This is a genomic window from Saprospiraceae bacterium, from assembly GCA_016710235.1.
GTDB lineage: Bacteria > Bacteroidota > Bacteroidia > Chitinophagales > Saprospiraceae > Vicinibacter.
Genome location: JADJLG010000001.1, coordinates 1,239,690 through 1,265,007, shown reverse-complemented (window position 1 = coordinate 1,265,007; position 25,318 = coordinate 1,239,690). Strand labels below are relative to the sequence as shown.

Annotated in this window: 21 protein-coding genes; 14 read left to right on the top strand and 7 right to left on the bottom strand. The window is 36.5% G+C overall.

The genetic code is table 11. The features are described from left to right. Positions 1-176 precede the first annotated feature (176 nt). Entirely contained in the window at positions 177-668 is a 492-nt protein-coding gene (locus IPI99_05305) for a T9SS type A sorting domain-containing protein (protein MBK7339926.1), read from the bottom strand. 103 nt (positions 669-771) lie between these two features. Between IPI99_05305 and IPI99_05300 the strand changes: the two genes are divergently transcribed. Both IPI99_05300 and IPI99_05295 read left to right on the top strand, forming a co-directional pair. Next, complete coding sequence (locus tag IPI99_05300; protein ID MBK7339925.1) at positions 772-3,873, top strand: hypothetical protein; 3,102 nt, start codon at positions 772-774, stop codon at positions 3,871-3,873. A 58-nt stretch (positions 3,874-3,931) separates the two neighbouring features. Then, positions 3,932-4,552: a response regulator transcription factor gene (locus IPI99_05295; protein ID MBK7339924.1), complete on the top strand. Its 621-nt coding sequence runs from the start codon at positions 3,932-3,934 to the stop codon at positions 4,550-4,552. Positions 4,553-5,131: 579 nt separating this feature from the next. Here the strand turns inward: IPI99_05295 and IPI99_05290 are convergent. Continuing rightward, positions 5,132-5,911 (bottom strand): T9SS type A sorting domain-containing protein, encoded by a 780-nt coding sequence (locus IPI99_05290; GenBank protein ID MBK7339923.1) that lies wholly within the window; start codon positions 5,909-5,911, stop codon positions 5,132-5,134. Between the two features lie 453 nt (positions 5,912-6,364). On the opposite strand from IPI99_05290, the gene IPI99_05285 reads away from it, so the two are divergent. Next, complete coding sequence (locus IPI99_05285; GenBank protein MBK7339922.1) at positions 6,365-6,775, top strand: toll/interleukin-1 receptor domain-containing protein; 411 nt, start codon at positions 6,365-6,367, stop codon at positions 6,773-6,775. 57 nt (positions 6,776-6,832) lie between these two features. Further along, the gene (locus IPI99_05280; protein MBK7339921.1) at positions 6,833-7,291 is read left to right on the top strand and encodes a hypothetical protein; all 459 of its coding nucleotides are present in this window, start codon (positions 6,833-6,835) and stop codon (positions 7,289-7,291) included. 761 nt (positions 7,292-8,052) lie between these two features. On the opposite strand, the gene IPI99_05275 is transcribed toward IPI99_05280, so the two are convergent. After that, positions 8,053-8,784: a response regulator transcription factor gene (locus IPI99_05275; protein MBK7339920.1), complete on the bottom strand. Its 732-nt coding sequence runs from the start codon at positions 8,782-8,784 to the stop codon at positions 8,053-8,055. Further along, on the bottom strand, positions 8,771-11,650 hold the full coding sequence (locus tag IPI99_05270) for a histidine kinase (GenBank protein ID MBK7339919.1): 2,880 nt from the start codon (positions 11,648-11,650) through the stop codon (positions 8,771-8,773). The genes IPI99_05275 and IPI99_05270 overlap by 14 nt, the downstream gene beginning before the upstream one ends. 357 nt (positions 11,651-12,007) lie before the next feature. Here IPI99_05270 and IPI99_05265 point away from each other — a divergent pair, with 357 nt between their 5' ends. Next, positions 12,008-12,649 (top strand): class I SAM-dependent methyltransferase, encoded by a 642-nt coding sequence (locus tag IPI99_05265; protein MBK7339918.1) that lies wholly within the window; start codon positions 12,008-12,010, stop codon positions 12,647-12,649. A 483-nt stretch (positions 12,650-13,132) separates the two neighbouring features. Continuing rightward, positions 13,133-14,728, top strand: a complete 1,596-nt coding sequence (locus IPI99_05260; protein ID MBK7339917.1) for a hypothetical protein — start codon at positions 13,133-13,135, stop codon at positions 14,726-14,728. Positions 14,729-15,380: 652 nt separating this feature from the next. On the opposite strand, the gene IPI99_05255 is transcribed toward IPI99_05260, so the two are convergent. Beyond that, positions 15,381-15,986: a hypothetical protein gene (locus IPI99_05255; GenBank protein MBK7339916.1), complete on the bottom strand. Its 606-nt coding sequence runs from the start codon at positions 15,984-15,986 to the stop codon at positions 15,381-15,383. A gap of 245 nt (positions 15,987-16,231) precedes the next feature. Here IPI99_05255 and IPI99_05250 point away from each other — a divergent pair, with 245 nt between their 5' ends. After that, positions 16,232-18,550 (top strand): beta-N-acetylhexosaminidase, encoded by a 2,319-nt coding sequence (locus IPI99_05250; protein ID MBK7339915.1) that lies wholly within the window; start codon positions 16,232-16,234, stop codon positions 18,548-18,550. Positions 18,551-18,566: 16 nt separating this feature from the next. Here the strand turns inward: IPI99_05250 and purQ are convergent, their stop codons facing one another. Together purQ and IPI99_05240 are read right to left on the bottom strand one after the other, a co-directional pair. Further along, the gene (purQ, locus tag IPI99_05245) at positions 18,567-19,292 is read right to left on the bottom strand and encodes a phosphoribosylformylglycinamidine synthase subunit PurQ (protein ID MBK7339914.1); all 726 of its coding nucleotides are present in this window, start codon (positions 19,290-19,292) and stop codon (positions 18,567-18,569) included. A gap of 1 nt (position 19,293) precedes the next feature. After that, positions 19,294-20,271: a hypothetical protein gene (locus IPI99_05240; protein ID MBK7339913.1), complete on the bottom strand. Its 978-nt coding sequence runs from the start codon at positions 20,269-20,271 to the stop codon at positions 19,294-19,296. A 135-nt stretch (positions 20,272-20,406) separates the two neighbouring features. Between IPI99_05240 and IPI99_05235 the strand changes: the two genes are divergently transcribed. The 7 genes from IPI99_05235 to IPI99_05205 all read left to right on the top strand — a co-directional run bounded on the left by IPI99_05235 (position 20,407) and on the right by IPI99_05205 (position 25,315). Next, positions 20,407-21,378, top strand: coding sequence for a polyprenyl synthetase family protein (locus IPI99_05235; GenBank protein MBK7339912.1), 972 nt, complete (start codon positions 20,407-20,409; stop codon positions 21,376-21,378). A 109-nt stretch (positions 21,379-21,487) separates the two neighbouring features. After that, complete coding sequence (gene rpsF, locus IPI99_05230; protein MBK7339911.1) at positions 21,488-21,913, top strand: 30S ribosomal protein S6; 426 nt, start codon at positions 21,488-21,490, stop codon at positions 21,911-21,913. A 30-nt stretch (positions 21,914-21,943) separates the two neighbouring features. Then, complete coding sequence (locus IPI99_05225; protein MBK7339910.1) at positions 21,944-22,210, top strand: 30S ribosomal protein S18; 267 nt, start codon at positions 21,944-21,946, stop codon at positions 22,208-22,210. A gap of 19 nt (positions 22,211-22,229) precedes the next feature. After that, a complete protein-coding gene (locus tag IPI99_05220) occupies positions 22,230-22,676 on the top strand; it encodes a 50S ribosomal protein L9 (protein ID MBK7339909.1) in 447 nt (148 codons plus the stop codon). Between the two features lie 173 nt (positions 22,677-22,849). After that, on the top strand, positions 22,850-23,695 hold the full coding sequence (locus IPI99_05215) for a T9SS type A sorting domain-containing protein (GenBank protein MBK7339908.1): 846 nt from the start codon (positions 22,850-22,852) through the stop codon (positions 23,693-23,695). Between the two features lie 49 nt (positions 23,696-23,744). Continuing rightward, positions 23,745-24,554 (top strand): Nif3-like dinuclear metal center hexameric protein, encoded by an 810-nt coding sequence (locus IPI99_05210; protein ID MBK7339907.1) that lies wholly within the window; start codon positions 23,745-23,747, stop codon positions 24,552-24,554. 2 nt (positions 24,555-24,556) lie between these two features. Continuing rightward, on the top strand, positions 24,557-25,315 hold the full coding sequence (locus IPI99_05205) for a hypothetical protein (protein ID MBK7339906.1): 759 nt from the start codon (positions 24,557-24,559) through the stop codon (positions 25,313-25,315). The last annotated feature ends 3 nt before the right edge of the window (positions 25,316-25,318 follow it).

Genomic DNA, 25,318 nt, shown 5'->3' with positions numbered 1-25,318 from the left:
TTCTAAAATATCAAACTTCAATAGTACGCGAGTATTGGCTTGTGGCGCTCCTGAAGAATTTCGCAAAATGGCTTGATACGGCAGACCCGTTTGTGCCATAAGACCGCTGATACAGAAAGCAAGTATCGCAATTAATAAATAACACTTTTTCATAATTAATTTTTATTATTAAAATCTTAAGGATTAATTTTTACAAATGATTTTGTGTTGGCTTTAAAACCTTGTGCATTCAATTGAATAAAATAATATCCATTTTCCATTTCCAACAGATCAAGTTGATTTCCATTATTATGGAACTGGCCTGATTTGATCAATTGGCCGGTTGCATTGAGAATCTTAAATTCCACTACAGTCTTCAAATCAGGTAGATCTACCTGCAATGTATGAAAGACAGGATTTGGATATACATTGGCAGAAAAAATGAGTTGGTCATCTATTCCTACAGTGTTTGATGAAGATGTGAAAGGTGAGGTATAATCTCTTCCCCCACAATCGTCAAAAGCGGCCACCGGGCCTCCAATGGCATATTGAAAGCTCATCCCATTGCATGAGCCTACTGAGTAATTCTTATAAAATGCTATCTGTGATATTTCGCACTGCGCTTGGAGAATATGAACAGCTGCCACTTCCGCCGCCAATGTAAAAAGGATGTTGAAGAAAATTTTCATGAGCCTTAATTTTTTACAAAAGTATGCAGACTGTGGAAAATTCATTTTTTTCACCTGTCACATCATGATGTGAATTCTCTAAAATCCTTCCAACAAGTATGATTTGATTACTTTTGTCATAGGGATGGACTGGAGGTTAAACATAAAGGGAGTAATTATTTTACTGTTTTGTTCAGGATGGTCAACTGCGCAACCTTCAAGCATACTATTTGACAGATATACAATTAAAAATGGATTGAGCAATGACAATATTCTAGCTATTCATAAGGACCAAGATGGATATTTATGGGTCGGTACTAATTTCGGCCTCAATCAATTTGATGGACATGTGTTCAAACAGTTTTTTCACGATCCAGACGACCCAACCAGCTTGTGTGATAACAAAATAAATGCGATCATGCCTGTTGGAAAAAATGAGATTTGGATAGGTACCAGACTTGGCATTTGTGTATTCAATAAGGCTATTCAAAAATTTGAAAAAATAAGTTTACCCGATGAAAATTCAAGATCCAATAGAGAAAAGGAAATTCTAGATTTTTATTTTGACACCATTCAACAAAGAATTCACATTGCCACACACAAAGGCATGTTCTCTGCCTTAGTTTTCAACAAAATACTAGAACCTTACAAGGATCTTTCTTCGGACAAATTTTTGACCAATGCATTCATTCGTACAATTTGCAAAATCAATGGAAACTTTTGGTTAGGAACACACGAGGGGGTTGTAATCTACAATATCAAAGATTCATCATATAAAAGAATCTTTACTAAAACTTCAAATCCAGCATCTTTTACTGACAACAATATTCAAGACATCTATCAGGATTATGATGGCGATATATGGATAGCGAGCTGGGGATCAGGACTGCGTCTATGGAATCCAATTGATAGCAGCTTTACAGATTTTATTCAAGATACATCTCAGTATAAGGTTCCTGTGGCCAACATCATTTTGGAAATTGGACAAACCGACTATCCGGAAGAGAAGGACCTACTTTGGCTTGCGAGTGATAATCCTAGTTTTTCTTGTTTTAATAAAAAAACGAAAAAATTCACTCCCTTTTTCTCACAATCATTTCTCAATAATTATACAGTCTTGGGAAATACGACCCACCTTTTTTTTGATCAACGAGATGGATTGTGGATTGGCAGCCAACAAGGCTTATTCAAGTATGATATCAACAAACAATTACTAAAATTAAGACAATTCTATCATTGCCTCAATCACAAAAATTTATTACAAATCACTGGTATGTTTCTGGACCCTGCGGATCAAACAGGAAATACATTTTATTTTGGTACATGGAATGATGGCGCTTATGTTTACAATTTTAAAACTGAGCTGTGTGAAAATCTAAAAATAAAATATCAGCTTCCTCTCATTGACAAATCATATATCCATTCCATCACAAGAGCACTTGACAAAATTTATATTGCTACTGATATCTCAGGACTCATCGTTTTTAATCCACAATCAAAATCTGTACATTCAAAAATATTTCTCGCAAACGAAAAAATACTAGAACTCAAATTTGATCAAAATAAAATTTTATGGATAGGTACTGCTAATGGCCTCTTCAAAATGGATATCCTAACAGAAAAAATAGTGAAAATTGAAATTCTACATCCCGAATTTAAAAACAAGGACATTTCAAGTATTGTCAGAGGTATTGCAATTGACAATTTTAAAAATGCATGGATTACAATAGGTGACGATGCAGACAGGCTACCTTTTTTGATCAAAATTGAACCCCAAAATCAAAACATGGAATTCATACAGCACAACTCAGACAAAAAATCATTTCCCATCACTGACGAAATACGAAACGTAGTCATAGATTCAAATGGTATTGTGTACATTGCATCCAGAATGGGTTTGGTCAGATTTAATAGTCTTAAAAAACCTTACGACTTCAAACTTCTTACCCACAAATACGGACTCTGCAATGATTATATTAACGAGATCACGATTGATCCCGATCAGAAAATTTGGTGTGGTACTCTTTCTGGTTTATCGAAATACTTTCCTCGAAACAATACTTTTAGGAATTACTTTATTTCGGAAGGTTTGATGATCGACGAAATTCGTGGAGTGAGTTATCAAGGAGACAAGCTGATAATCAGTTCTTGGGGTCAAATTCAGTACATTACAAGAGAAAACCTGTCCAGCAAACTAGCCTTCCCCAATCTCAAAATATCAGAATTTGACGTGAATCAAAAACCCTATTTTTGTCAGGGAAGGAAGGTTGAAAATGGCGATCATATTCATTTGAGTTATGAAAAAAATAGCATTCAAATATTAATGTCTTCCCTTACTTTTACAAATCCAGACATTGTTAAATTTAAATATAGGATGGCGGGATTTGAACAACAATTTAATGAAAAATATAGTGGAAACATTCAATATAAACTGAATCCAGGGTCTTATACTTTTGAGTACACCGCTTCCAATGCTGATGGAGTGTTCAATCCGGAAATTCAAAAGCTCTATATTTATATTGCCACACCTTTTTGGAAGTCAGCTTGGTTTTTTATAATTATAAGTGCTTCTGCCATAAGTATTGTTTATTATTATTTCTGGCAAAAAGATCAATCCCGTAAAAAACTGGAGAAACTCAGATATCAAATCGCCAGAGATCTTCACGATGATATGGGCAGCAATCTCAGCAACATCAAGATGATTAGCGAACTGGAACTCCTCCAAAATCCACAAGCCAAGGATACCAGCTATTCCAAGATTGCCGAAAAATCACGAATAGTTATGGAAAATATGTCCGACATCGTATGGTCCATCAATCCAAACAATGATGATCTCTCAAAAGTAATCGCCAAAATTCAAGTGTTTGCCATTGATATTCTTGAATCAAAAAATATCGTATTGAATATGGATATTCCCGAATTTCCTGATAAAATTAAAATGACACTAGAACGAAGGAGGCATTTTCATATGATATGCAAAGAAGCATTTAACAATATAGCAAAATACTCTAAGGCAGATGAGGCTAAATTCAGTATTCATCTCAAGAACAAAAGGATTTATACCGTGATAGCAGACAATGGTGTAGGGTTTCATTCCGTGGTGCAAGGGACAGGAAATGGCCTCGTAAATATGCGAAGTAGAATAGCTGACCTGGGAGGGAAAATTCAAATAGACGGTGGATCCAATAATGGGACAATAATCTCATTTGACTTTCCAATCACATGATGATGTGATAGATGTCTTAATTGATTCGTTGTAATTTTACACATTTAATTTTAAACACATGATCAAAGTTGCTATATATGAAGATAACGAATCTCTCCGCGAAACACTTGCATCTATCATTCGGGCTACACCCGAATTTGAGCTAGCCGGAGAGTTTGGACATTGTCTCGATGCAATAAAAAACACAAGCGCATATGGACCAGACGTAGTCCTCATGGACATCGATATGCCCGGCAAAAACGGTATCGAGGGACTCAAAGAAATCAAAAGCCGGTTCCCCAATATCAATGTCATCATCAACACCGTATTTGAGGATGACGATCGTATTTTCCAAGCAATCAAAAATGGAGCTACCGGTTACCTGCTCAAGAAAAACAGTCTGGCCAGTTTGATACAAAGCATCAGGGACGTCCACGAAGGCGGAGCACCAATGAGCCCATACGTTGCACGCAGAGTACTAGACATGCAGCACGAGGTCAACAAGAAGAACTACATACAGCTATTATCCGATCGGGAAAAAGAAATTCTAGAACTGCTCGCCAAAGGGCACAGCTACAAGATGGTTGCTGCTCAGCTTTACATTAGCATCGATACTGTCCGTACATATATCAAGCGCATTTATGAAAAACTACATGTGCACTCTATCACCGAAGCAGTTCATAAGGTTTTTATCAAGTGAGTATCGGATACTTTTAAGATACAACAAATCAACACAATAGGATAGATACAGCAATAAGGAACTTTATATTGGCGTCATTTTTAGTCTATTTTAATTCAAAAAATCGTTTCGCAAGTTAAGATCCTTTTGAATGAAATAACAGATTTAAGTTAATGGATTTTGCGGATCATGCAAGTTCAAGTAATAAGTGCAACAGGATTATTATTTGAATTTACATTTATGCTATTATCTTTAAAATGAATTTGATGAGACAATGTTCAGACATTGATTTCCAGCAATAAAACTGTAGATATCACAAAATAATTTGAATTTTATCTGATAAGCATTCTCAGGAATTGCGCACAATAGATGTTTGAAACACACCCGCATTATGATCAAGCATTCCAATACCATCTTTGAATCAATTCGGAAGGTTTATTTAATTTTTTTCCACTATAGCTTGTACGCAGGTTTGGCGATTTTAGTAAGGATATATTATGACCTGACGAGAAAATAACTGACCGTCAATCAAAAATAAACATTGAAGTTTTTTATGTTTCAAAAGGGTCAAATAAATCTTGTAAGATTTTATCTTCTATTTTATTTGACTACAAATTTTTCAGTTCTTAAAATATTACTGTCTTTTACCAAACTGACAAAATATATTCCAGCAGAAAATGTGGATACATCTACGGACATTTTATTTTCAGTTATAGTATATTTAGAGTGTAATGTCCCTGAACAAGAATTAATAATAAGCTGATCAGCTTGTGGAGTCAATAGACCTTCTATAATAATCTGATCAGAAGAATAGGAGATACTTATTTTCGATTTCGCTATTTCCTTATTGGATGAGATAATATTGACTGTATTATTGACAATGCTGTAATATGCGCAGACATCATCTACAATATAATATTCGTTTGAAAAATTGGATTTGGTTACTTCTCTATAGAATTTCTCACAGTTAGAGGCATTGCCCGGCGTAGGAGATTCCATCATACAGATAAAGTTATGAGAAGGTATATGTTCATAATACTTGAGTGTAAACAGAATTGTATTTTTGGGAAAAAATACACTAACACTCGTCGCTGAGTTCCATGAAAAGCGGATGTGCTTTGGACAAACTTCATTATAACTTGCTGTTGAAAAATTAGGAAGAACAGCACTCGATGCAGAAATAAATTCTACTTCATTGGCATTATGCATAAAGCCAAATTGCAATGTAGAAAAAGTATAATCCTCAAGTGTGACCAGGTCTGCATATATATATCCACCCTCAAGTCGCAGCTTAAGTTCTGTCTTAAAATGATCCTGAGCATTAGCGAAGCTCCAAAATAGCAATAAACTGAAAAGTTGTAAAAATGGGTTCTTTTTCATAAACATTTTAATTTAAAAGGTGATAGTAAAGTACAAATGTAATGATTCTGTCTTAAATATCAAAATTATTTTGAACAATATTTAGAGAGTTTCTCACTAAAGTTATGATGTTCTTGGGCTAAAACCAGTCAAGGAATTGACAAAATTGAAGGACTGGAAAACCTAACTGAACTTAATTTTTAAGACCTGGCTTTCAATCAAAGCACATCTTCTCCGTAAATTTAGTCTCAGCATAGATCAAAAAGCGGAGTACTACACTGATTATCTGGAATTACTCAGATCCTCAGAAAATCCGATAGAAAATCAGTATATAGATGCTTATCTCTTAAATCAAAATTCGGGACAAACTCCGAAAAATAGTTTCAAATCCATAAGTATAATGCTTATCTGGAAAATCCGTTGGACATACCCAAAAAAATATTTATATCTTATTCCTCAAAAAATTCAGCGTTCATGCAAAGATTTAGGACACATCTTTATTCCTTAAAGATGGAAAACAAGATCACTGATTGGACAGACCGTATGATTAAAACGGGAACGAGCTGGAATGAGAAAATACAAAAAGAACTGGACGAATCTGATCATATAATTTATCTTCTCAGTCCTGATTTTCTAGCCACTCCATATATTATGGATGTAGAACTTAAAAAAGGGATTGAAAAAAATGACCGCGATCAGAGTGCAATGCAATTTATTCATATCCAAGATTGTAATTGGCAAAACCACCCGAAGCTTTCTTCTCTCCAGCATTTATTGGATCCAAATAAAGTAGGAAAAGACATACTAGTCGTTAATGATCCAATGAATGATAAAGCATGGGTAACCATCATTAATGATCTTCGCAATGTTTTAAAAGATAAATAAATATTATATCCTATTTTCGTTCCCGAAAACAAAATTTATCGTTCAACCAACAACTTTATGAAGTACCGTTTACTCTTACTTTTTGTTTTAATAGGGAGCTTGACAGTTTCGGCACAATTCGACAATCCTCTTTACGATCCCCTACTCGCTGAGTCACTTGGAGGCGACGATTATGGCATGAAATCCTACATGTTGGTCATTTTAAAGACAGGGACCGCCGAGATTGAAGACAAACAAATCAGAGACAATTTATTTCAAGGCCACATCGCCAATATTGTTCGTCTCGCCAAAGAAGGGAAGCTCGTAGTAGCAGGCCCATTGAGTAAAAATGACAAAAACTATCGCGGCATATTTATACTTAATTCCACAACCAAAGAAGAAGCCGAAATACTCCTTCAATCCGATCCTGCTATCAAAGAAAAAGTCTTTGAAACGGAAATATACAAATGGTATGGTTCAGCAGCGCTCCCTACTTATCTTCCCAATCATGAAAAAATAGAAAAGAAAAAAATGTAGCCATTTCTATTTTAATATTATTAGAATTGAATCTGCCATTTGATCTAAATGGAACACATAAATACATACTCAATTTGCTACCACAAAGCCAATGGTCCTAAAAGAGCATTCTTGTCAGGAGCAGTAAACATGATTTTCTGGTTAGAATGTCATACTCAAGAGAAGTAAGCAGATCACAATCAGCTCCTGGAAGGAACAACAATAAAATATTGCGATCATAATTAATGAAAGTCCAAACGGGGATGGGAATCGATCATCAGGAAATGAAAGTATTTACAATGAAGTCGATAGTACTTTCAAACTTGCAGGTTCCGCCGATCAATCAGTTTAAATTTATGAAGTAATGAATATGAGCCTTTCTACAAATGATTCAAGAAATGAGAATGTTTTTATTTCCGGTAGTTGCTCCACGAAGTATGCGTCTCTAATATCAATTGTAATAGTAATAACTCCGCAATTTATTTAACTGCCGTTTGATCTACTCTGTTTGTTAATGAAAGTATGACAAGAGAAGGTGGAATACATATTGTATAAATTGGCACCTATAAGAGTTCTCCTCTTGCAGGCCAAACTGTTTTGCCTGTCATAGGAAATTGTCTAATTGGAAATACTATACTTAAAACAGACGGATTAAGCATTTAAAGTGAGAGGGCTGAAGACAGCAATGATATCGATTGTTTCTTTGAATTTACAATTTCTCCGGTAAATCCATGTAGTAATTGTATATCTTGAAACTGCTTTGTAGCCAAATTGAAAAAAAACTAATCATAATTGATGTAATGTAAAGAATTTAAAACTTGATTCTTATAAGTACTACCAATGTTAATTTCAGTACCATCAACCATAATTAATTTATGAACCTTTCCTCGAATTAGGTTTTGCACATGTTGCTTATTTATAATATGCGACCTGCTAACTTTTATATAGTAAGGATAAGCCAAAAACTGTTCCTCAAATTGATTCAATTGCCGAGTAACCAAACTTGCAGGTTTATCTGTAAACTCAAATAAGGTATAATTCCCTTGAGCTACAATCCTTAACAAAGTGCTGCTCTCAATAAATTCAATTCCCTTTTTGAGACTAATAGGAATTTTTTGACTCTTCTCTTTAGCCAATCTGAAATTTTCAATGTTTTCAACCGAAGATCTCAATTCATCAATTGATATTGGCTTCATAATATAATCAAATGCACCAATTTTTATAGCCTGAATCGCATACTCAGAAAATGCAGTTGTATAAACTATCCTTTCACAATAACTCTTTGCTTTTTGAGCGAATTCTATACCTTCCATTTTAGGCATCCTAATATCTGTATAAATTGCATCAACGGGTTTTTGCGTTTTCTCTAAAAACTCTAAAGCCTTTTCAGGATTAGTGAAAGAACCTAAAACAAATACATTGTCAAACAACCTGGAAAAAAGAATCTCCAAAGTCTCGATATTACTGATCTCATCGTCAATGATGATTACATTAATCAAACTAGAATTTTCCATAAATAACTATTTTAGCTGTAGTATAACCATCTTCTCTGAATATATTTAAAAATCCTGTTTTCTTTTTAATCAGCCCATAATTATACATATTAATTCTGTTTTGAACATTTTGCAATCCTATCCCTCCAAAATTATACTTCCCATCGCTAAATCCTTTACCATTATCTTTAACCAAACAAATAAGTCGATCCTTTCTATAATCAAAATCGATCAATATTTGACCGTTAACAGGAAAGTCGTCTGGAAAACCATGGATAATTGAATTTTCAACTAGGGGTTGCAAAATAAGGCTTGGAATATTAAATTCTAACACTTCCTTCTCATGAATTGGATTAATATTAATCTTTAACAACAAATTCTTTCGGAATCTTAAATTTTCGATTTCAAAATAAGATTTAATGAAGTCTAGCTCTTCTTTGATAGTGGACGTATTACTGCCTTGTTTATACAATATTGATCTTAACATTTTTCCAAAGACACTGATCGTATTGATAGCATCGTTAGGCATATTTTTCAAAATCAGATTTTGTATTGCATTCAAAGTATTGAGAATAAAATGAGGCCGAATTTGCAATTTTAACGTCTCATAGGATAGTTCTTGAATCTGTTTTTCCAACATGGCTTCCTTCTCTTCATTTTTCCGCTTTGTATTATAATAGTACCTTAACAGAGCCAGGGGAGTTATGATACTTGCCAATGCTGCAAGCAAATAGAATAAAGTTGTATTATACCAAACATTTCTAATTACCACTACTGGCGAATATGCTAATGGTGATCTCAATCCCACTACATTTTCTGCATAAGCTGTTAACTTATATTTTCCGGGAGGTAAATTACTGTAAGTAAATAAAGGTATCGATGTGCTTTTAAAGCTCAAATCAAGTGGCTCAAGTTTATAAAAAAACTTCAACTCCTTGGGAAAATTATAGTCAATGACTTCATAATTGAACTGAAGATAATTATTCTCCTTGTCAAAAATACTGTCTTTAGAAATTACATTACTTGTTATAGACGTAATATTATTGAAATAAAAAGAAGGAGAACTTCTTGTTAAATTTAATGAACTTAATGTAACAGTTTGAAATCCATACTTATTTACAACTAATATTTTATCCATTAAATTGAATAAAGCAACTACTCCGGTGACAGAGATTCCATCACTTTCAAAATACCTTTCTTTAATTTTAAAATGCTGATCCAACAATAATATTCCTTTATCAAAAGAAACTAAATAATCATTATTTACCTTAATGATATCAATTGAATTATTTAGCAAATAAGTTGAATCTAACGAATTATATACAATTTTCATATCCCTCAAACAATAAATTCCTCTCCCATTGGTAAAAACCCAGAATTCTTGATCATCAATTTGTTTCAACTTTGAAATAAAAAGATTGTTAAACTCTTGCACAGGACTTACGGTATTGCCATCCTTATATAAATATACTCCATTTTTTGTTCCTACAATTATATTCTTTTTAAATTTAATGGAAGATAATGTCCTTTGGTTTATTATACTTTCGAACCGGCTTTTACCGCTAATTACATCCTCTGTTTTCGATTTGAAAAAATTGGTCGCTGTAGACAAATAAACATTGTCATCTTTTTCAAGTATATGTTTGACAGATTCAAATTGAACTTTAAACTTTAAATTAAAATCATTGTCAAGACTAGCAATCTCGTTGTCAGAAACACAAATAATTCCTTTATTTGTATTCACAATTGAAGTGATTCTCGATTCAAACAATTTTTTCTTTTGCAGGATTCCTTTTCTATGATCAACTTCAATCAAATCTCCTTTGGTATTTCCAACCAGTAAAATACTATCTGATATAAGTGTACTTGCTGTAACTGAAGAACTAAATTTCTCAAATGAAATGTCAATTCCCTTTTTAATCGGTAGCTCCATATATAAGCCACCATTATAGCCACTAAGCCATAAAATATTATTTCTATCTCTATAATGTGAATTAAAACTTAACTCAATTTCCGGATTCGCTTTTTGCTTTATCTGGTTATAGGTAAACATACCTTTTGGGGTGTAATACAAATTCTGAGAAGACAATTTGCAATTACCATGAATGGGAATTTCCGAATAAATAGAATCAATCTCTTTGGTTTGCAAATTAATCTTGTAAAGATTTGGCCTATTGTAAAGTTCAACGTATTTTTCTTCTTCATAGTCTATCAAGACAACTATATTCTTAGGGTTTATTATTAAATTATCTACAATTCTCCTGCTGGATAGTGAGTAACTTTCTTTTAACTTAGAAATTTCAAAAAGATCAACATGACCTGCATCAAAAATCAACCAATGAATGGATTCTCTGTTCTTCAAAAATGTTGACATGCTTCCATTATATTTGTTTAACAATAATAATGAATCTAGATTTCCTACTGGATTAATTTTGTACACTTTCAAATTTATATTATTATAATTTCTGCTTTGCAATATAAACAAATCTGCCAAGCACGAAAAGAAAAATGCTTCATAAGCTTTATTGAGATCCGTGAATATTTTCTTCAATGAATCTTTGGCCACAAAGATCTGCAAAGACAAGTCTGACCCCCAAATATTTCCAAAGCAATCTGAATCAATATATATTATTTCCTGATCCAAAAGGGAATCTGTCGGAATTTTAGCAAATTTAACCCCATTAAAGCTGAACAAGCCTTTGTCAGAACCAAAATAAATGAGATTATTCTGATCAGAGGTAATCCTATATATGGTTGAATTGTTGAGATACTCAGGATCATTAAAAATTTGTAGATAAGGGACTTGACCATAGATAGGAAAACTTAATAACCATAATGAAACCAATAGTAAAATTCTATATTTTATATTTGCAATTTGACAGTTCATGAATCTCTAATCCAAAAAACGCTATAAAAATAACAATTATTTGTTACAACCTCATCCTCACATTCAAAAATGTAGTCAATATAATTTGAATTTTCCAAATAATTGGTAACATGAGGTTCAGAACTTGGTAAAGTCACCAATTGGAAATAAACTCAACCTTACCACTCTCCAGACAAGCCTTCCTCAAAAAGTCATATAAATTATTTTCAATCAAAATTGAAGAATCATTCAATTGTGTGTTCAGTTTTCTATTTTTAAATCCTTATTGACTGGCAGATTGTAACATGTTGATTTGCAAAATTCATTCTTAACAAATTGCTTAACTTAGCAAAAATCTTGTCCATATTTCACAATACAATGGATTCATACCAAGAAACTTTTGAAACCTGGAATAATATAGCTTCTCTTTATGAAGAGAAATTTATGTCCCTGGATCTATACAACAAAACTTATGAGATTTTTTGTGAACTGATAGTACGCCACAATGCCCAAGTATTGGATGTGGGATGCGGACCAGGTAATATTACCAAATTTCTTTTGTCTAGACTTCCCAATCTGGAAATTTTGGGCATAGATGTTTCTCCCAATATGCTTGATCTGGCAAAGAAGAACAACCCAAAAGCCCATTTTAAACAAATGGATTGTCGTTATTTGGACGAACTACAATCAAAATTTGATGCTGTGATCTCAGGATTTTGCCTGCCATACCTATCTCGTTCAGACGTTCAAAAGCTACTTGCTGATATTGACAAACTATTGTCTCCTGGTGGCATCATCTATTTGAGCATCGTAGAAGGAGATCCAAATCTCTCAGGTTTTCAAACCAGTAGCAACGGACAACGAAGTTATTTTTTTTATCACGATCTTGAAAGCTTAAAACAAGCTTTGGATAGATTTTCTATACAAATCCTTAAAGTAATTAGATTAGAATATCTCACTTCAGCCAAAAACATTGAGGTTCATACTGTTATCATTGGTAAAAAGGATTCTGCTCTTTAATTCATCTGCCTAAAATCAATAATTTAGGGCCATTTTATTACAGTTCTATGGTATTGAATAATGAAAGCACTGCACCATCCTTTAACTTGGATTTTGCTTTCAGATTAGTGCAATATCAAATTAAAAAAGTGTTGATATGTGAGACTAGTCAGGCAGGAGGAGAAACGAATGTATGATTTCTTTCGAAGATGGGAGAACTGACCAAAACTCTGTTCGGCATTACGATTGCTCCCCGTGAGAGGAAGCTTGTGTTTTCAATTCCTTCATTTGGATCAATAATAATCAATTTTTACGAATCAAGCAAAACATAACGCTTTGACCGTGCAAGGTATTCTATCTGATATTTCAAATATACTGCAAGATTTGACTGAACAACCTGCCCAACACATCCCGTTTTCTTCTATAAATATCATGATCTATTACCGGCTATTGAAATGTTATGAAAATGGATATCTTTAAGCTTTATTAGGTGAAATACAAATTATGAATCGGCTCGAAAGTCAGCTCAAAAAAGCAAAACAAAATTATATTATCAGTTGTACTTATTCACAGTTTTCCATTTCAGGATTTTTCCAAAATGCTTCTACCTGGGGTCTCCAAATTGATGGAATACATTTCTATGAAGATTTGGTCCTCTTCATTTTAGCTCACCCATACAATACCGGAATTTATACTGCGGCACAATCAGAAAAAAATAGAATCATCGCTTTCTGTGAATCCAAACAACACACGTGCCGAATCAGGCACTTTAATACAGGACTTCCTTTTACCTTCAATTATGCTTATTTATCTATCACAATGTTGCAGCTTCTCATGCAACAAGGTCAAAAAATATCTCTGGAATCTCTGGATAAACAATCTACTGCACTTGCTGAAGCAGTGGCATGTGGATTGACTCCTGCTCTAAGAGAATCTTACGACTCAACACTCACTGTGACTGCACTTTTAAAAAAATATAAAGTAAAAATATCCTCTCAATTGGCTTATATCATAGATGCTTTTACAGCATTAAACAACCAAATCGAAGTTCAGGATAGGTTGTGGGAGCAATTGCACTTGGCTGTGCGAATGGAGATTGATATTCTTCACTGTAGGCTGAACAATATATTTCCTGCGCGGGAAATATTTTATCATCAAAATTGGCTAAAAAAAATAAATACTGTTGAATGGATCAGAAAATCCATTCCGCCCCTAAAAACACCATCAACTGAAATGATCAATGCCATAGATAGCAGTTCAAAATGGAAACTGTTATTGCTCCAGAGAGAGACTGATCCTGTCACTTATATGAATCTCGCCAGTGTAAAAATGGTCACATTGGAAAGAGGGATTAGGATTGCACTGTTCACAATGTGCTCCAATCGTCAAATGCCTCTTGAGTCTTATGTGGGTTACACTTTGTACAAAAATGAATATCCCGCAGCTTATGGTGGAGCCTGGATTTTTGGACATCATGCTTTGATCGGATTAAATATTTTTGAATGGTGCCGTGGTGGAGAAAGCAGTTTGTTTTTTAATGAGCTCTTGAGAACATATCATCAAGTTTTTGATATCCGGCATTTTGAAGTGGAGCCCTATCAGTATGGATTAGGCAACCCCGAAGGTATTCAATCAGGAGCATTTTGGTTTTATTATAGAATGGGTTTCAGACCGGTGGACAAAAAATTAAACAAGGTTGCCGGTTCGGAATTCAAAAAAATGACAAAAAACGTTCACTACAGGAGCAGCCAGGCTATATTAAAAAAATTCACGGCCTCCAATATGATTTTGCAGCTGACAGATACCAATCCATTTACAGTCAATGATGCTAAATCCTCCATGGAACAATGTGTAAACAAAGTATTCCATGGCAATTACACAAAAGCATTGAACACTGCTGTAAATCATTTTTTTTCTGAATTAGACTATGCTGATAGACCAGCTCTGAGCTCAGACCAACATGAAATTTTACTGTACTTTTTTTCAAGAAAAATGAGATCCAACAAAAGACTCCAAGCAGCTATTCTGTCAGACAGATCTTCCGATCCATACAGTTATCAAAAAGTAATTTGTTCAACCGTAACAAAGACTTCAATCTAAACAGAATCATTTTAATTCCTGACAAACCAGGATAATATATTCAGATTCATAATCCTTTTGAATGATGCATATTTTAGAATTGGTAGCAATCAATAATTACACAATTTTGACAGGCATATTGTTTGTGACAGACGATCAGAACTTCTATCATATTAATTATGATGAATTCAAAAATCACCATAAATAGATAATCCTTGCATCCTTGTTGAGTTCTATCTTTGATTCAATACAAATTAAGCTTTGGGGTTGTAGTGAGAATCAAATTGGAAATAAAATCAAGGGTTTTGATGTGCCAGAAGGTAATCGCAAAAACACAATTCTGTCTGGCTTACTGTCCATTGAATTATTAGTATTCATGACACTGACTTTAAGGGGAGAGTTATCCTATATCTGACTTTAAGTAAACATGGTATGAATTCTTTACCCTACGATACAAAGTATTCGACAACTCATTCAAACGAGAATAAATCAGCTATTGATTCCTGAGCCTATCTGCAGGTGTTCCAAATTTTACTTTATTTTTTTCCATGAAATGGGAGAACCAAGCAAGAGACTTCAAGCAACAATTTTTTGTCATTCTAAGTTTCTGATCCTTGCTTACGAAAAAATAATATATGCAACTGTTGTAAATACCTGAAAATCGAGCAGAAGATTATCTCATTCGCGGCATACGGCGCTTACCTCCCGGGCGAAACATCATTCTACTGTCTGATTGGGACATCATTTTAGCTCTTCCTTGTTGTTTCATGACGTCGTCTATCATTTTCACCTGATCTTTGAACAGATCTTGCGAAAAATTCAATGATTTGAGTTCCCGATATGCAGAATTTGCCTGCGTCCATTTATTCTTCTGAATATGAATACCGATCATTTGAAGTAGGATCATCGCCTTTTCATTATCACTTGGTAATTTAAACGATTGAGCTACTGCAAACTGCTTTTCAGCTTCTTCTGTATTACCTCTCTGCATAGCTACCGAGCCTTTGATCAGGTAGTAATAAGCTCTATTGGTCACGTAAAGCCAGTTTGGATTCAATGTCAGGTTCAATCTCTTTTCACAGGTATCAAAATCCATGGATTGCATCAGCATTGCTGAAGATTGAATAGTACCCAACAAAATATAGCTTGCCAGGAGTCCCAATCCAATGATAAAAAATGGCAAAGCATACCAAAATCCATAAGCAAAGGCCAGCACCGTCCCTCCAACAAGACAAACCGCGATGAGTGCCAACTTCAGATAAATATTGATCGTAAACATTTGTGTACTGATTGAGGCGCAAATTTAGTGCATCTTAGGGATTTAGACCCTTGATGAATGTGGGCGACCAAAATGATTAACACATAAAGTTTGGGCTTTATTCGTATTGGCGTTCATTTGACTGACTTATAATCAATACTTTTTTATCATGCATTGTGATGATCTGATTCAATACCATAATTTTTAAAATTGCGTTTGAGCTTTTTTTGCGGAGATGTACCTTCGCCTTTTATCAATCCGAAAACATGAAAAACTCTACAGCTTTCAATATGGCACTTTGCTTTATGCCAATATTTTTGTCATTCACAAATGCTCAAGTTAGCGAGGCCATCATTCCACAACCCAAGTCCATAAGTTACGGTCATGGATATATTGCACCTTCAGATATCCGATATGTCTCTATCCAAGAAGATGCCGGAGAAAGCATCAAAAAATTGGCTGAAATGTATGCTTCTGTCTTTGGCAACAAACTCGAAATCAAGAGTCATAGTAATCCTAAGACATTTCAGGATGCTACTATTATTCTGGCGATCAAAGCCGACATTTATCACCCGGAAGCTTATCAACTGCGTATCAGCAAAGGCTCAATCAGCGTTACTGCCAGCCAGGAGGTCGGCTTATTCTATGCCTTACAAAGTCTGACACAACTCATTGACTTTGCAGGCAAAAACGAGTCTACCTCTGAATTAAAAATCCCCTATGTCGTCATTGATGACGAACCTGAGTTTGCTTATCGTGGAATGCATCTGGATGTCAGCAGGCACTTTTTTCCGGTCCAATTTATCAAGGAGTATATCGATTATATGGCGAGATATAAGTTCAATAATTTCCATTGGCACCTCACCGACGACCAGGGTTGGAGGATCGAGATCAAAAAATATCCTCTACTCACCCAAGTAGGCTCCAAAAGAAAAGAAACTCTGATTGGTTCTTATGCAGACATGCCTCAACGATATGATGGTAAAGAGTATGGTTCATACTACTCACAGGACCAGATACGCGACATCGTGCGGTATGCACAATCTAAATATATTGAGATCATCCCTGAAATTGAAATGCCTGGTCACAGCTTGGCAGCTCTGGCAGCTTATCCGGAGTTTGGTTGTACAGGAGGCCCTTATGAAGTAGCCACAAGTTGGGGAGTTTTTGACAATGTATTTTGCTCAAAGGATTCAACCCTGGGTTTTGTAAAAGATATCCTGTCTGAAGTCAGCGACTTGTTTCCGGGTAAATATATCCATATTGGAGGAGATGAATGTCCCAAAACTGCATGGAAAGCTTGTACTGCCTGCAATGACAACATGAGAAAAAAAGGAATCAAGACTTACGAAGAGCTCCAGAGTTATTTCATTAGCCAGATCGACCTTTTTCTTTCAAAAAAGAACAAAAAAATCATTGGCTGGGATGAAATTTTGGATGGTGGGCTCAGTCCTCAGTCCACAGTGATGTCCTGGCGTGGTATGGAAGGAGGAGCAGCTGCCGCAAGACAAAAACATGAAGCTATCATGACTCCTACAAGTCACTGTTATTTCGACTATTATCAAAGTCCTGCTAAGTCTGAACCTCTGGCTATCGGAGGATTGACGACGCTTCAAAAAGTTTATAATTTCGAACCGATTCCTGAACAACTAAAACCTGAGGAAAAAAGATACATCCTTGGAGGACAAGCTAACTTGTGGACTGAATATATAGAAACCGGAGAAAAAGCGATATACATGGCATACCCCCGCGCAATGGCGCTAAGCGAAGCCCTTTGGACACCAAAATCGCAAAAATCCTATTCTGATTTTGTGAGCCGAATGCGGTTCCATTACCAATGGTTTGCCAACAGGTCATATAAATTGTCGACTGCATATCTGGATTTGTCATACAGGACCCGCAGTTCGTTGGCTGATACCAATTGCTGGGTCATCTTTGAAAAACCACCACTCGCAGGTAAAATATTGGCAGAAGCTCGCTATGCAGGTGACTACAATCAATATTACCTCACTAAAGACAGTTTTAAACTCAAGGAGTCCACCACATTCAAAACCTGGTATCAGGCTGAAGACAACACTTTGGGAAAGCCATTGGAAATTCGCTTCCTCAAACATCTTGGATGTACTGCAGAAGTACAAATGAGTGAAAAACCTTCACCAAAATATTTTCTTACTAATGAAAGTAGTCTGATCAATGGAATTGATGCTCCTGAAAACAAGTATTCCGGACAGGAATGGATGGGATGGGATGGGAAAGATGCCGACTTGACTTTTGCTTGGAATACGATACAAAAGATCAGCAGTATTAAAATTCAAAATTATCATTTGCCGGGAGCCTGGATTCACCAACCACAAAAAATTACAGTTTTCTCCAAACAAGGTTCTGATTCCTTTAAGCCTGTCAAAACGGTTGAAATGAATAAAGAGATTTCCACCGGTTACAAGCAAATTTCAATCGACCTTGATCAGCCGATAGAGACCAAAGATCTCAGAATTCTCATTTCAAATCACGGTAAAATTGAGTCGGGTCAAGCCGGAGAAGGACATGGCGCTTGGTTGTTTGTTGGAGAAATTAGAATCGATTAGTATATAGAAAACAAGTTTAGGCTATGAGCAGATGGTGTTCTTTGATATAAGCAAACAGGCTCTCAAACAAAGCACGTCCATCAGTATTGCCCAATATAGCTTCCGCTGCTCTTTCCGGATGAGGCATCATGCCACAGACATTGCCTGTTTCGTTACAAATTCCTGCAATAGAGGAACAAGAACCATTAAAATTGTCCCCGTCGCGGATCTCCGCTTCAGCATCGCAATACTGGAACATGACTTGATTGTTTGCAAACAATCTTTTAATGCTTGACTCGTCTGCAAAATATCTTCCGTCAGCGTGTGCTACTGGAATGGAATAAGCATGGTGGAGATCCAGATCGTATGTCAATGGACTAAACTTTGAGTGCGGTTTCAAAAAAACATTCTTACAGACAAAATTCTCTGATTTGTTCAGAAGAAGTTGTCCTGGCAACATCCCAGCTTCACACAGGATTTGAAACCCATTGCAAATGCCTATTACATAACCTCCATTGTCTGCAAAAGCTTTCACAGCTTTCATGATCGGTGAAAATCTGGCTATCGCACCACATCGCAAATAGTCTCCATAAGAAAACCCTCCGGGCAAAAAAATGACATCACCAGGGTTATACCCTTTCAGACTGCTTTCTTTGTGCCAGATTTTTTCTGTTTGCTTGCCGAAAACTGTTCCCAATACATGAATCAGATCGTCATCACAATTCGATCCCGGAAAAACAACTACCCCATACTTCGTAGACATATCACCAATTTTGAAACTGTAAAAATAAAGCCAATACCACAAACAACACATGAATGGACTCTGCAACCAACGGATTTTTAGTTCTAGTGACCAAAAGACCCATTATAAAACTGAGGGGCATGATCAACATCGTAAGGTGCGAGTATGAGCTGACTTTCATGAATAAAAAGCTCAATAGAAAGATAAAACAGGTCCAAAACAATAAGTTGTAGTATTTCTGAATCAAGACAATTCGTTTAACCTGAAAATAGTTGAACTGTACAAGCGCTGAGATGAAAAAAACAATCAATATTCCAAATCCCACCCAGGCCCAGGTCCAATTCAATCGATGTAAAACATAGTTTGAAAAATAGCCCTTGATTTGAGTCTGCCAAAATATATGATCCCAATCACCAACATACAGTACCACATAAATGAGAAAAAAGACGTTGATAAATCCGGTCAACATTTGAAATAATAACTTCACTTGAAAACCTTTTAATAAAAAAATACCCAATAATCCAAGAAGTAAATAAATATAATAAGGTACATACAACGCTGACGCCAGTCCAATAAAAAAACCGAAATTAAATAATTGTACCGCCGTTGATTTTTTATTGTAAATCTGAAAAACATTATCAATTGCAATGATGAAAAAGAAATTTCCTAACAGTGCCGGATTCATATAAAGTGTTGGTAATCCAAAGCCTACCATGAGTATAAAAAACAAGCCCGGAAAGAGTTGACCATAAGGATTGAGTTTATATCTGGATACCAGACCATTGATCATCAATGCCTGAACGAATATTATCAAAGTGCTCAGGATCACGTTCAGCTCATAAGACCACTTTTGCACTTGGAAAACATGATTGAAAATAAAGTTTCTTTCGTCCCACTCGAACCCCACCCTCCTCAGCCAGAGTCCCAGATGCAAAAACAATGCATAAGGCAGGAGTAAAAGAGAGTTGACAAAAAGATTTTTCTTAAAAAACTGGAGCAAAATTTATCTGAATTGAACCAAAGACGAAGGTAAATCATTTTGATCTTTTAGTGTCGAAAATACATACCTTTGGTGCTGGCTAAGGGCCACTTGAGCTCAGCAGTCAAGCAAAAATCGATCAGTAGTCAGTAGTAGATGGCAAGTCTCTCAGAAATCAAAAAACCCGTACTTACAGAAATCGCCCTCTTTGATTCCCACTTTCGCGACGCCATGAAAAGTCGTGTGGCCCTTTTGGATAAAATCACCTATTACATTGTCAAGACCAAAGGCAAACAGTTCAGACCACTGATTTGTATCCTTACAGCAAAAATGCTGGGAGAGGTTAATGACAAAACATATGCTGCAGCGACCCTTGTCGAACTGCTACATACGGCGAGTTTAGTACATGATGATGTTGTGGATAATGCGGACCAAAGGCGTTCTTTTTTTTCCATCAACGCCCTGTGGAAAAACAAAATAGCCGTTTTGGTTGGCGACTACCTGTTGTCCAGAGGTCTCCTTACCGCTTTAAGCAAAAAGTATTTTGACCTGCTGGAAGTCCTTTCGGTTGCAGTAAAAGAGATGAGTGAGGGCGAGTTGTTACAGCTCGAAAAAGCGCGCAGGCTGGACATCACCGAGGAGATTTATTACCAAATCATCCGGCAGAAAACGGCTTCCTTGATACGTGTTTCATGTAGATGTGGAGCGCAGTCGGTTACTGAAGACCCTGCCGTGATTGAGCATGTTTCCATTTTTGGAGAGCAGCTCGGGCTGGCTTTTCAGATCAAAGATGATCTTATGGATATCAATGCGGACGATACGGGCAAACCCAAAATCCTGGATATCAAAGAAAAGAAAATGACCTTACCTCTAATCAGCGCTTTACAAGCGGCTCCCGCGGGAATCCGCAAAGAGATCATCTCAGATATTCGCTCCAGATCGGAGGATGAAGCAGTGATTCGAAAGGTACTTTCTTTTATTCATGATTATAAAGGTGCCCAGATCGCCCATCAGAAAATGAACCAGCACAGGGACATTGCATTGCAGGCCCTGGAGCAACTACCCGCTAATGTGGCCAGAAATAGCCTATCACAACTGTGCTATTTTGTCACCGAACGTACGAGTTAAAGCCCAGATCTGCTTCATTTTCAGGATTTTAGTAAAAAAAGTAAAAGTATCCTTTACTTTTCCTCAAAAATGTTTATATCTTTGCAGCCCTTTTAAAAATAAGTGTCAAATGCGAAATTTTGAAGTAACCTTTATCGTAGACCCAGTGCTGTCGGGCGATGAAGTGAAATCGACAGCCCAGACCTACAGGGATATGCTTCATGCTGAAGGAGCACGCATCATCCACGTAGATGAAATCGGACTTCGCCAGCTGGCTTATCCGATCAACAAGCGTTCCACAGGAGTGTACTATTGCATGGAATTTGAATCCGAGCAAGCTGCATTCATCTCCAAATTTGAGTTGGCTCTCAAGCGCGACGAGCGCATCATGAGATACCTCACTGTAAAATTGGACAAGTATGGAGTGAAGTACAACGAAGACAAGAGAAATGGTAAGATTGGCAAGAGAATGATGAAGGAAAAAGTAAACCCGAATCCATTTATCGCCAGCGTACCACCTCCACCGCCGGTAGTTACACTTACAGAAGAAGAATAATCTCCTTTAACCTTTTAAAGAAAAAGAAAAATGGCAACGCAAGACGAAATAAAATTCCTCAGCAACCCCAATATCGGACAGAAAAAGAAAAAATACTGTCGTTTTAAAAAGTTTGGTCTAAAACATGTAGACTATAAGGATGAGAGCTTTCTTATCCAGTTTGTCAACGAACAAGGAAAACTTCTCCCTCGAAGATTGACCGGAAATTCTCTCAAATACCAAAAAAGAGTGGCAAGTGCCGTAAAAAGAGCTCGCCACCTAGCTATTTTACCTTATATGACCGACTTATTAAAGTAATTTTTAAAATTTACATGTCATGGAAATCATTTTACTGAAAGATATCGACAAAGTAGGTGACAAACACCAGATCGTAAAAGTAAAGCCTGGTTACGGCCGTAACTTTTTGATTCCTCAAGGACTTGCACTTCTGGCAAATTCTTCCAACAAAAAAATCTTAGCCGAACTCCAAAAGCAGGAGGATGCCAAAGAAAACCGCAAGCTAAACGATTACAAAGCATTAGCTGAACAACTGGATGGAGTAGTACTCCGTATCGGTGCAAAAACCGGCACAAGCGGAAAGATCTTCGGGTCTGTTACCAATGTTCAAATAGCAAATGCTTTAAAAGACCAGTGCAATATTGATGTGGAAAGACGCAAAATTTCACTCCCTGAAGAAGTGAAAACTGTCGGCGAATACCATGCACAGATCGATTTTCATAAGCAAGTCCAGACCAAGGTTAAGTTCGAGGTCGTAGGAGAATAAGATTATTGTTTTCAAATTATAGTGTCCTTCCGGTCTGAAGTCCGGAAGGATTTTTATTTTAAGCCGGATTAATAGGCCCTCTGGTGTTTAATAGATCTTCAATTGAAACTTTGAGTTAAACTTTTGTAACAGTAGTTGGTCTTACATTCATAGTATAATTGAATTTTCTGCCGATGAAAAAATACATTTACTTTCTTTTCCTTTTGAGCTTTGGTTCAGTCTTGTTGATGTCCAATCGAGCCGGCAGAGCTTATTCCGGGGGTTTAGGCAGTACCGGAGCACCGGGTGACGATGCAACAACCTGTCTCAACTGCCACAATGGACCCATTAATGTAAGCTTGGACATCTTTGTCCTCGATGGCAAAGACACAGTAAAAACTTATACTCCTGACAAGGAATATGAGGTCAAGGTCCGCGTCAACCACGTAAGCGGCAACGTACCTAGTGCCTATGGTTTCCAGCTGCTCAGTCTCCATGCACCTCTCAAAAAGACCGGAACTGACAACAAAAGCTGGATACCTATATCGGCTAATGCAAGAACATTTACCCCGAGAAATGGTCGTATGTATGTAGAACACATTGACCGTAGCAGCTCCAACCTTTTTGAGATGAAATGGACTGCTCCCAAAGCAGGCACCGGTGCAGTCAGCTTCTACGCTGCAGGTAACGGAGTGAACTCTAACAATAACTTTAGTGGCGATGGTTCCGCCAAAATTAGCTTGGAACTACAGGAAAAAACAGGTACGTATGTAGAGAACACAGATCAGAGAAATAGATTAAGAATTCTACCCAACCCTGTACAAGACCTCGCATTTATTGAAGGAGATCTCAGTGATGTCCATCATATCGCTTTGCACAACCTACTCGGTAGAATAATATTGTCACAGGATGTTAACTCATCGTCCAGAACAATTGACCTGAGCTCATATGCAGATGGAATTTATTTCGTTCAATTCATAGCGAAAGACGGCACTACTATCCGCACTTCGAAAATTTCCAAGCGGAGCATAAAAGCCTGATTTTTGCAGGATTACTATTTTGCAGCATCAATCAAACCGGATTTTCACCATGTCTGAACCTTTATCATCCCCAGTAAAACTTAAAGAACTTTGCGATTATCTTGAATCTATAGCTCCTTTGCACTTGCAGGAATCTTATGATAATTCTGGACTGATTGTAGGACATCCGGAAACAGAAGTCAAAGCAGTATTATGTTGTCTGGATGCCACAGAAGAAGTTCTTCGGGAAGCTCAGTCCACCGGCTGCAATCTAGTAGTAGCACATCATCCTATCGTCTTCAGAGGATTAAAACGATTCAATGGATTGCATTATGTAGAGCGGGCGGTGATGTTCGCCATCAAGCATGATATCGCTATCTATGCGATCCACACCAATTTAGATAATATACTGATCAATGGCGTCAATAGTCAACTCGCTGCGCGATTGGGTCTCATGGATACTACCATTCTCAGACCTCACGAGCCGGGTGCAGATGTTGGAGCGGGATTGATTGGCTTATTGAAAGCGCCGGTGCCGCCCATAGATTTTCTCCGATTTGTTTGCAAGAGCTTCCAAATCAAGACTCTTAGACACACAGCTATTTTGAAGGAAAAATGGACCAAAATTGCCCTCTGCGGAGGATCGGGTTCCTTTCTGATTCAAGATGTAATAGACAGCGGAGCAGATTTGTACATCAGCGCAGATATCAAGTATCACGAATATTTTGAAGCAAATGCTAAAGTGACGATAGCTGACATCGGACATTACGAAAGTGAATTTTTTACGATCGAACATTTAGCCGGTCTCATTTCAGAAAAATTTCGTAATTTTGCAACCCATTGTACAAAAATGAATACAAATCCTGTACAATACCTGTGATTATGGCTAAAGCTAAAGTAACTGCAGAAATTCCTATTGGTGTCAAACTGAAGCATTTGTATGATTTACAGTGCATCGATTCTGAAATTGACCAGATCCATATTTTAAAAGGTGAACTACCTATGGTCGTCAGCGACTTGGAAGACGAAATAGGAGGATTGCGTACAAGAATGTCTAAGCTGGACAATTCCAAACAGGAGCTTGAGAAAGAGCAATCCAACCACAAGTCTAATGTCAAAATGGCAGAAGATGCCATTAAGAAATATGAAAAACAACTCGAAGGAGTAAAAAATAACCGTGAATACGAAGCACTGGGTAAGGAAATCAATCTTCAGAGGCTCGAAATTCAGTTGTCTGAAAAGAAACTCAAGGAAATCGTCGATCAGGTAAAAGCAAAAAAGCTCACCCTGGAGACTATAGAAGAAAAAGTACTGGCAAAAGAAGCTGAGCTTTCCGAAAAGAAGGAAGAACTCTCTAAAATCCTCGAGAAGACGGAAAAAGAAGAACAAACTCTCCTCAATAAGTCTGACAAACACCGTAAAAAAATCGAAACTCGTCTTTTGCATGCTTACGATACCATACGCAGACGGTATCGCAATGGTCTTGCTGTAGTCATGATCAAAAGAAATGCATGTGGCGGATGTTTTAATCAAGTGCCACCACAGCTTCAGCTTGAAATTGGCTTGAGAAAAAAAATCGTGGCTTGTGAGCATTGCGGACGCGTGCTTGTGGATGACAATATCCAGGAAGTAGAAAGCTGATTT

Bases quoted from the DNA above. Each gene is read 5' to 3' on its own strand.
- IPI99_05305 (MBK7339926.1), bottom strand. From the start codon at position 668: ATGAAAATTTTCTTCAACATCCTTTTTACATTGGCGGCGGAAGTGGCA.
- IPI99_05260 (MBK7339917.1), top strand. From the start codon at position 13,133: ATGAATCGGCTCGAAAGTCAGCTCAAAAAAGCAAAACAAAATTATATT.
- IPI99_05255 (MBK7339916.1), bottom strand. From the start codon at position 15,986: ATGTTTACGATCAATATTTATCTGAAGTTGGCACTCATCGCGGTTTGT.
- IPI99_05210 (MBK7339907.1), top strand. From the start codon at position 23,745: ATGTCTGAACCTTTATCATCCCCAGTAAAACTTAAAGAACTTTGCGAT.
- IPI99_05205 (MBK7339906.1), top strand. From the start codon at position 24,557: ATGGCTAAAGCTAAAGTAACTGCAGAAATTCCTATTGGTGTCAAACTG.
- IPI99_05295 (MBK7339924.1), top strand. From the start codon at position 3,932: ATGATCAAAGTTGCTATATATGAAGATAACGAATCTCTCCGCGAAACA.
- IPI99_05280 (MBK7339921.1), top strand. From the start codon at position 6,833: ATGAAGTACCGTTTACTCTTACTTTTTGTTTTAATAGGGAGCTTGACA.
- IPI99_05215 (MBK7339908.1), top strand. From the start codon at position 22,850: ATGAAAAAATACATTTACTTTCTTTTCCTTTTGAGCTTTGGTTCAGTC.
- IPI99_05285 (MBK7339922.1), top strand. From the start codon at position 6,365: ATGCAAAGATTTAGGACACATCTTTATTCCTTAAAGATGGAAAACAAG.
- IPI99_05270 (MBK7339919.1), bottom strand. From the start codon at position 11,650: ATGAACTGTCAAATTGCAAATATAAAATATAGAATTTTACTATTGGTT.
- IPI99_05275 (MBK7339920.1), bottom strand. From the start codon at position 8,784: ATGGAAAATTCTAGTTTGATTAATGTAATCATCATTGACGATGAGATC.
- purQ (MBK7339914.1), bottom strand. From the start codon at position 19,292: ATGTCTACGAAGTATGGGGTAGTTGTTTTTCCGGGATCGAATTGTGAT.
- IPI99_05250 (MBK7339915.1), top strand. From the start codon at position 16,232: ATGAAAAACTCTACAGCTTTCAATATGGCACTTTGCTTTATGCCAATA.
- IPI99_05235 (MBK7339912.1), top strand. From the start codon at position 20,407: ATGGCAAGTCTCTCAGAAATCAAAAAACCCGTACTTACAGAAATCGCC.
- rpsF (MBK7339911.1), top strand. From the start codon at position 21,488: ATGCGAAATTTTGAAGTAACCTTTATCGTAGACCCAGTGCTGTCGGGC.
- IPI99_05225 (MBK7339910.1), top strand. From the start codon at position 21,944: ATGGCAACGCAAGACGAAATAAAATTCCTCAGCAACCCCAATATCGGA.
- IPI99_05265 (MBK7339918.1), top strand. From the start codon at position 12,008: ATGGATTCATACCAAGAAACTTTTGAAACCTGGAATAATATAGCTTCT.
- IPI99_05290 (MBK7339923.1), bottom strand. From the start codon at position 5,911: ATGAAAAAGAACCCATTTTTACAACTTTTCAGTTTATTGCTATTTTGG.
- IPI99_05220 (MBK7339909.1), top strand. From the start codon at position 22,230: ATGGAAATCATTTTACTGAAAGATATCGACAAAGTAGGTGACAAACAC.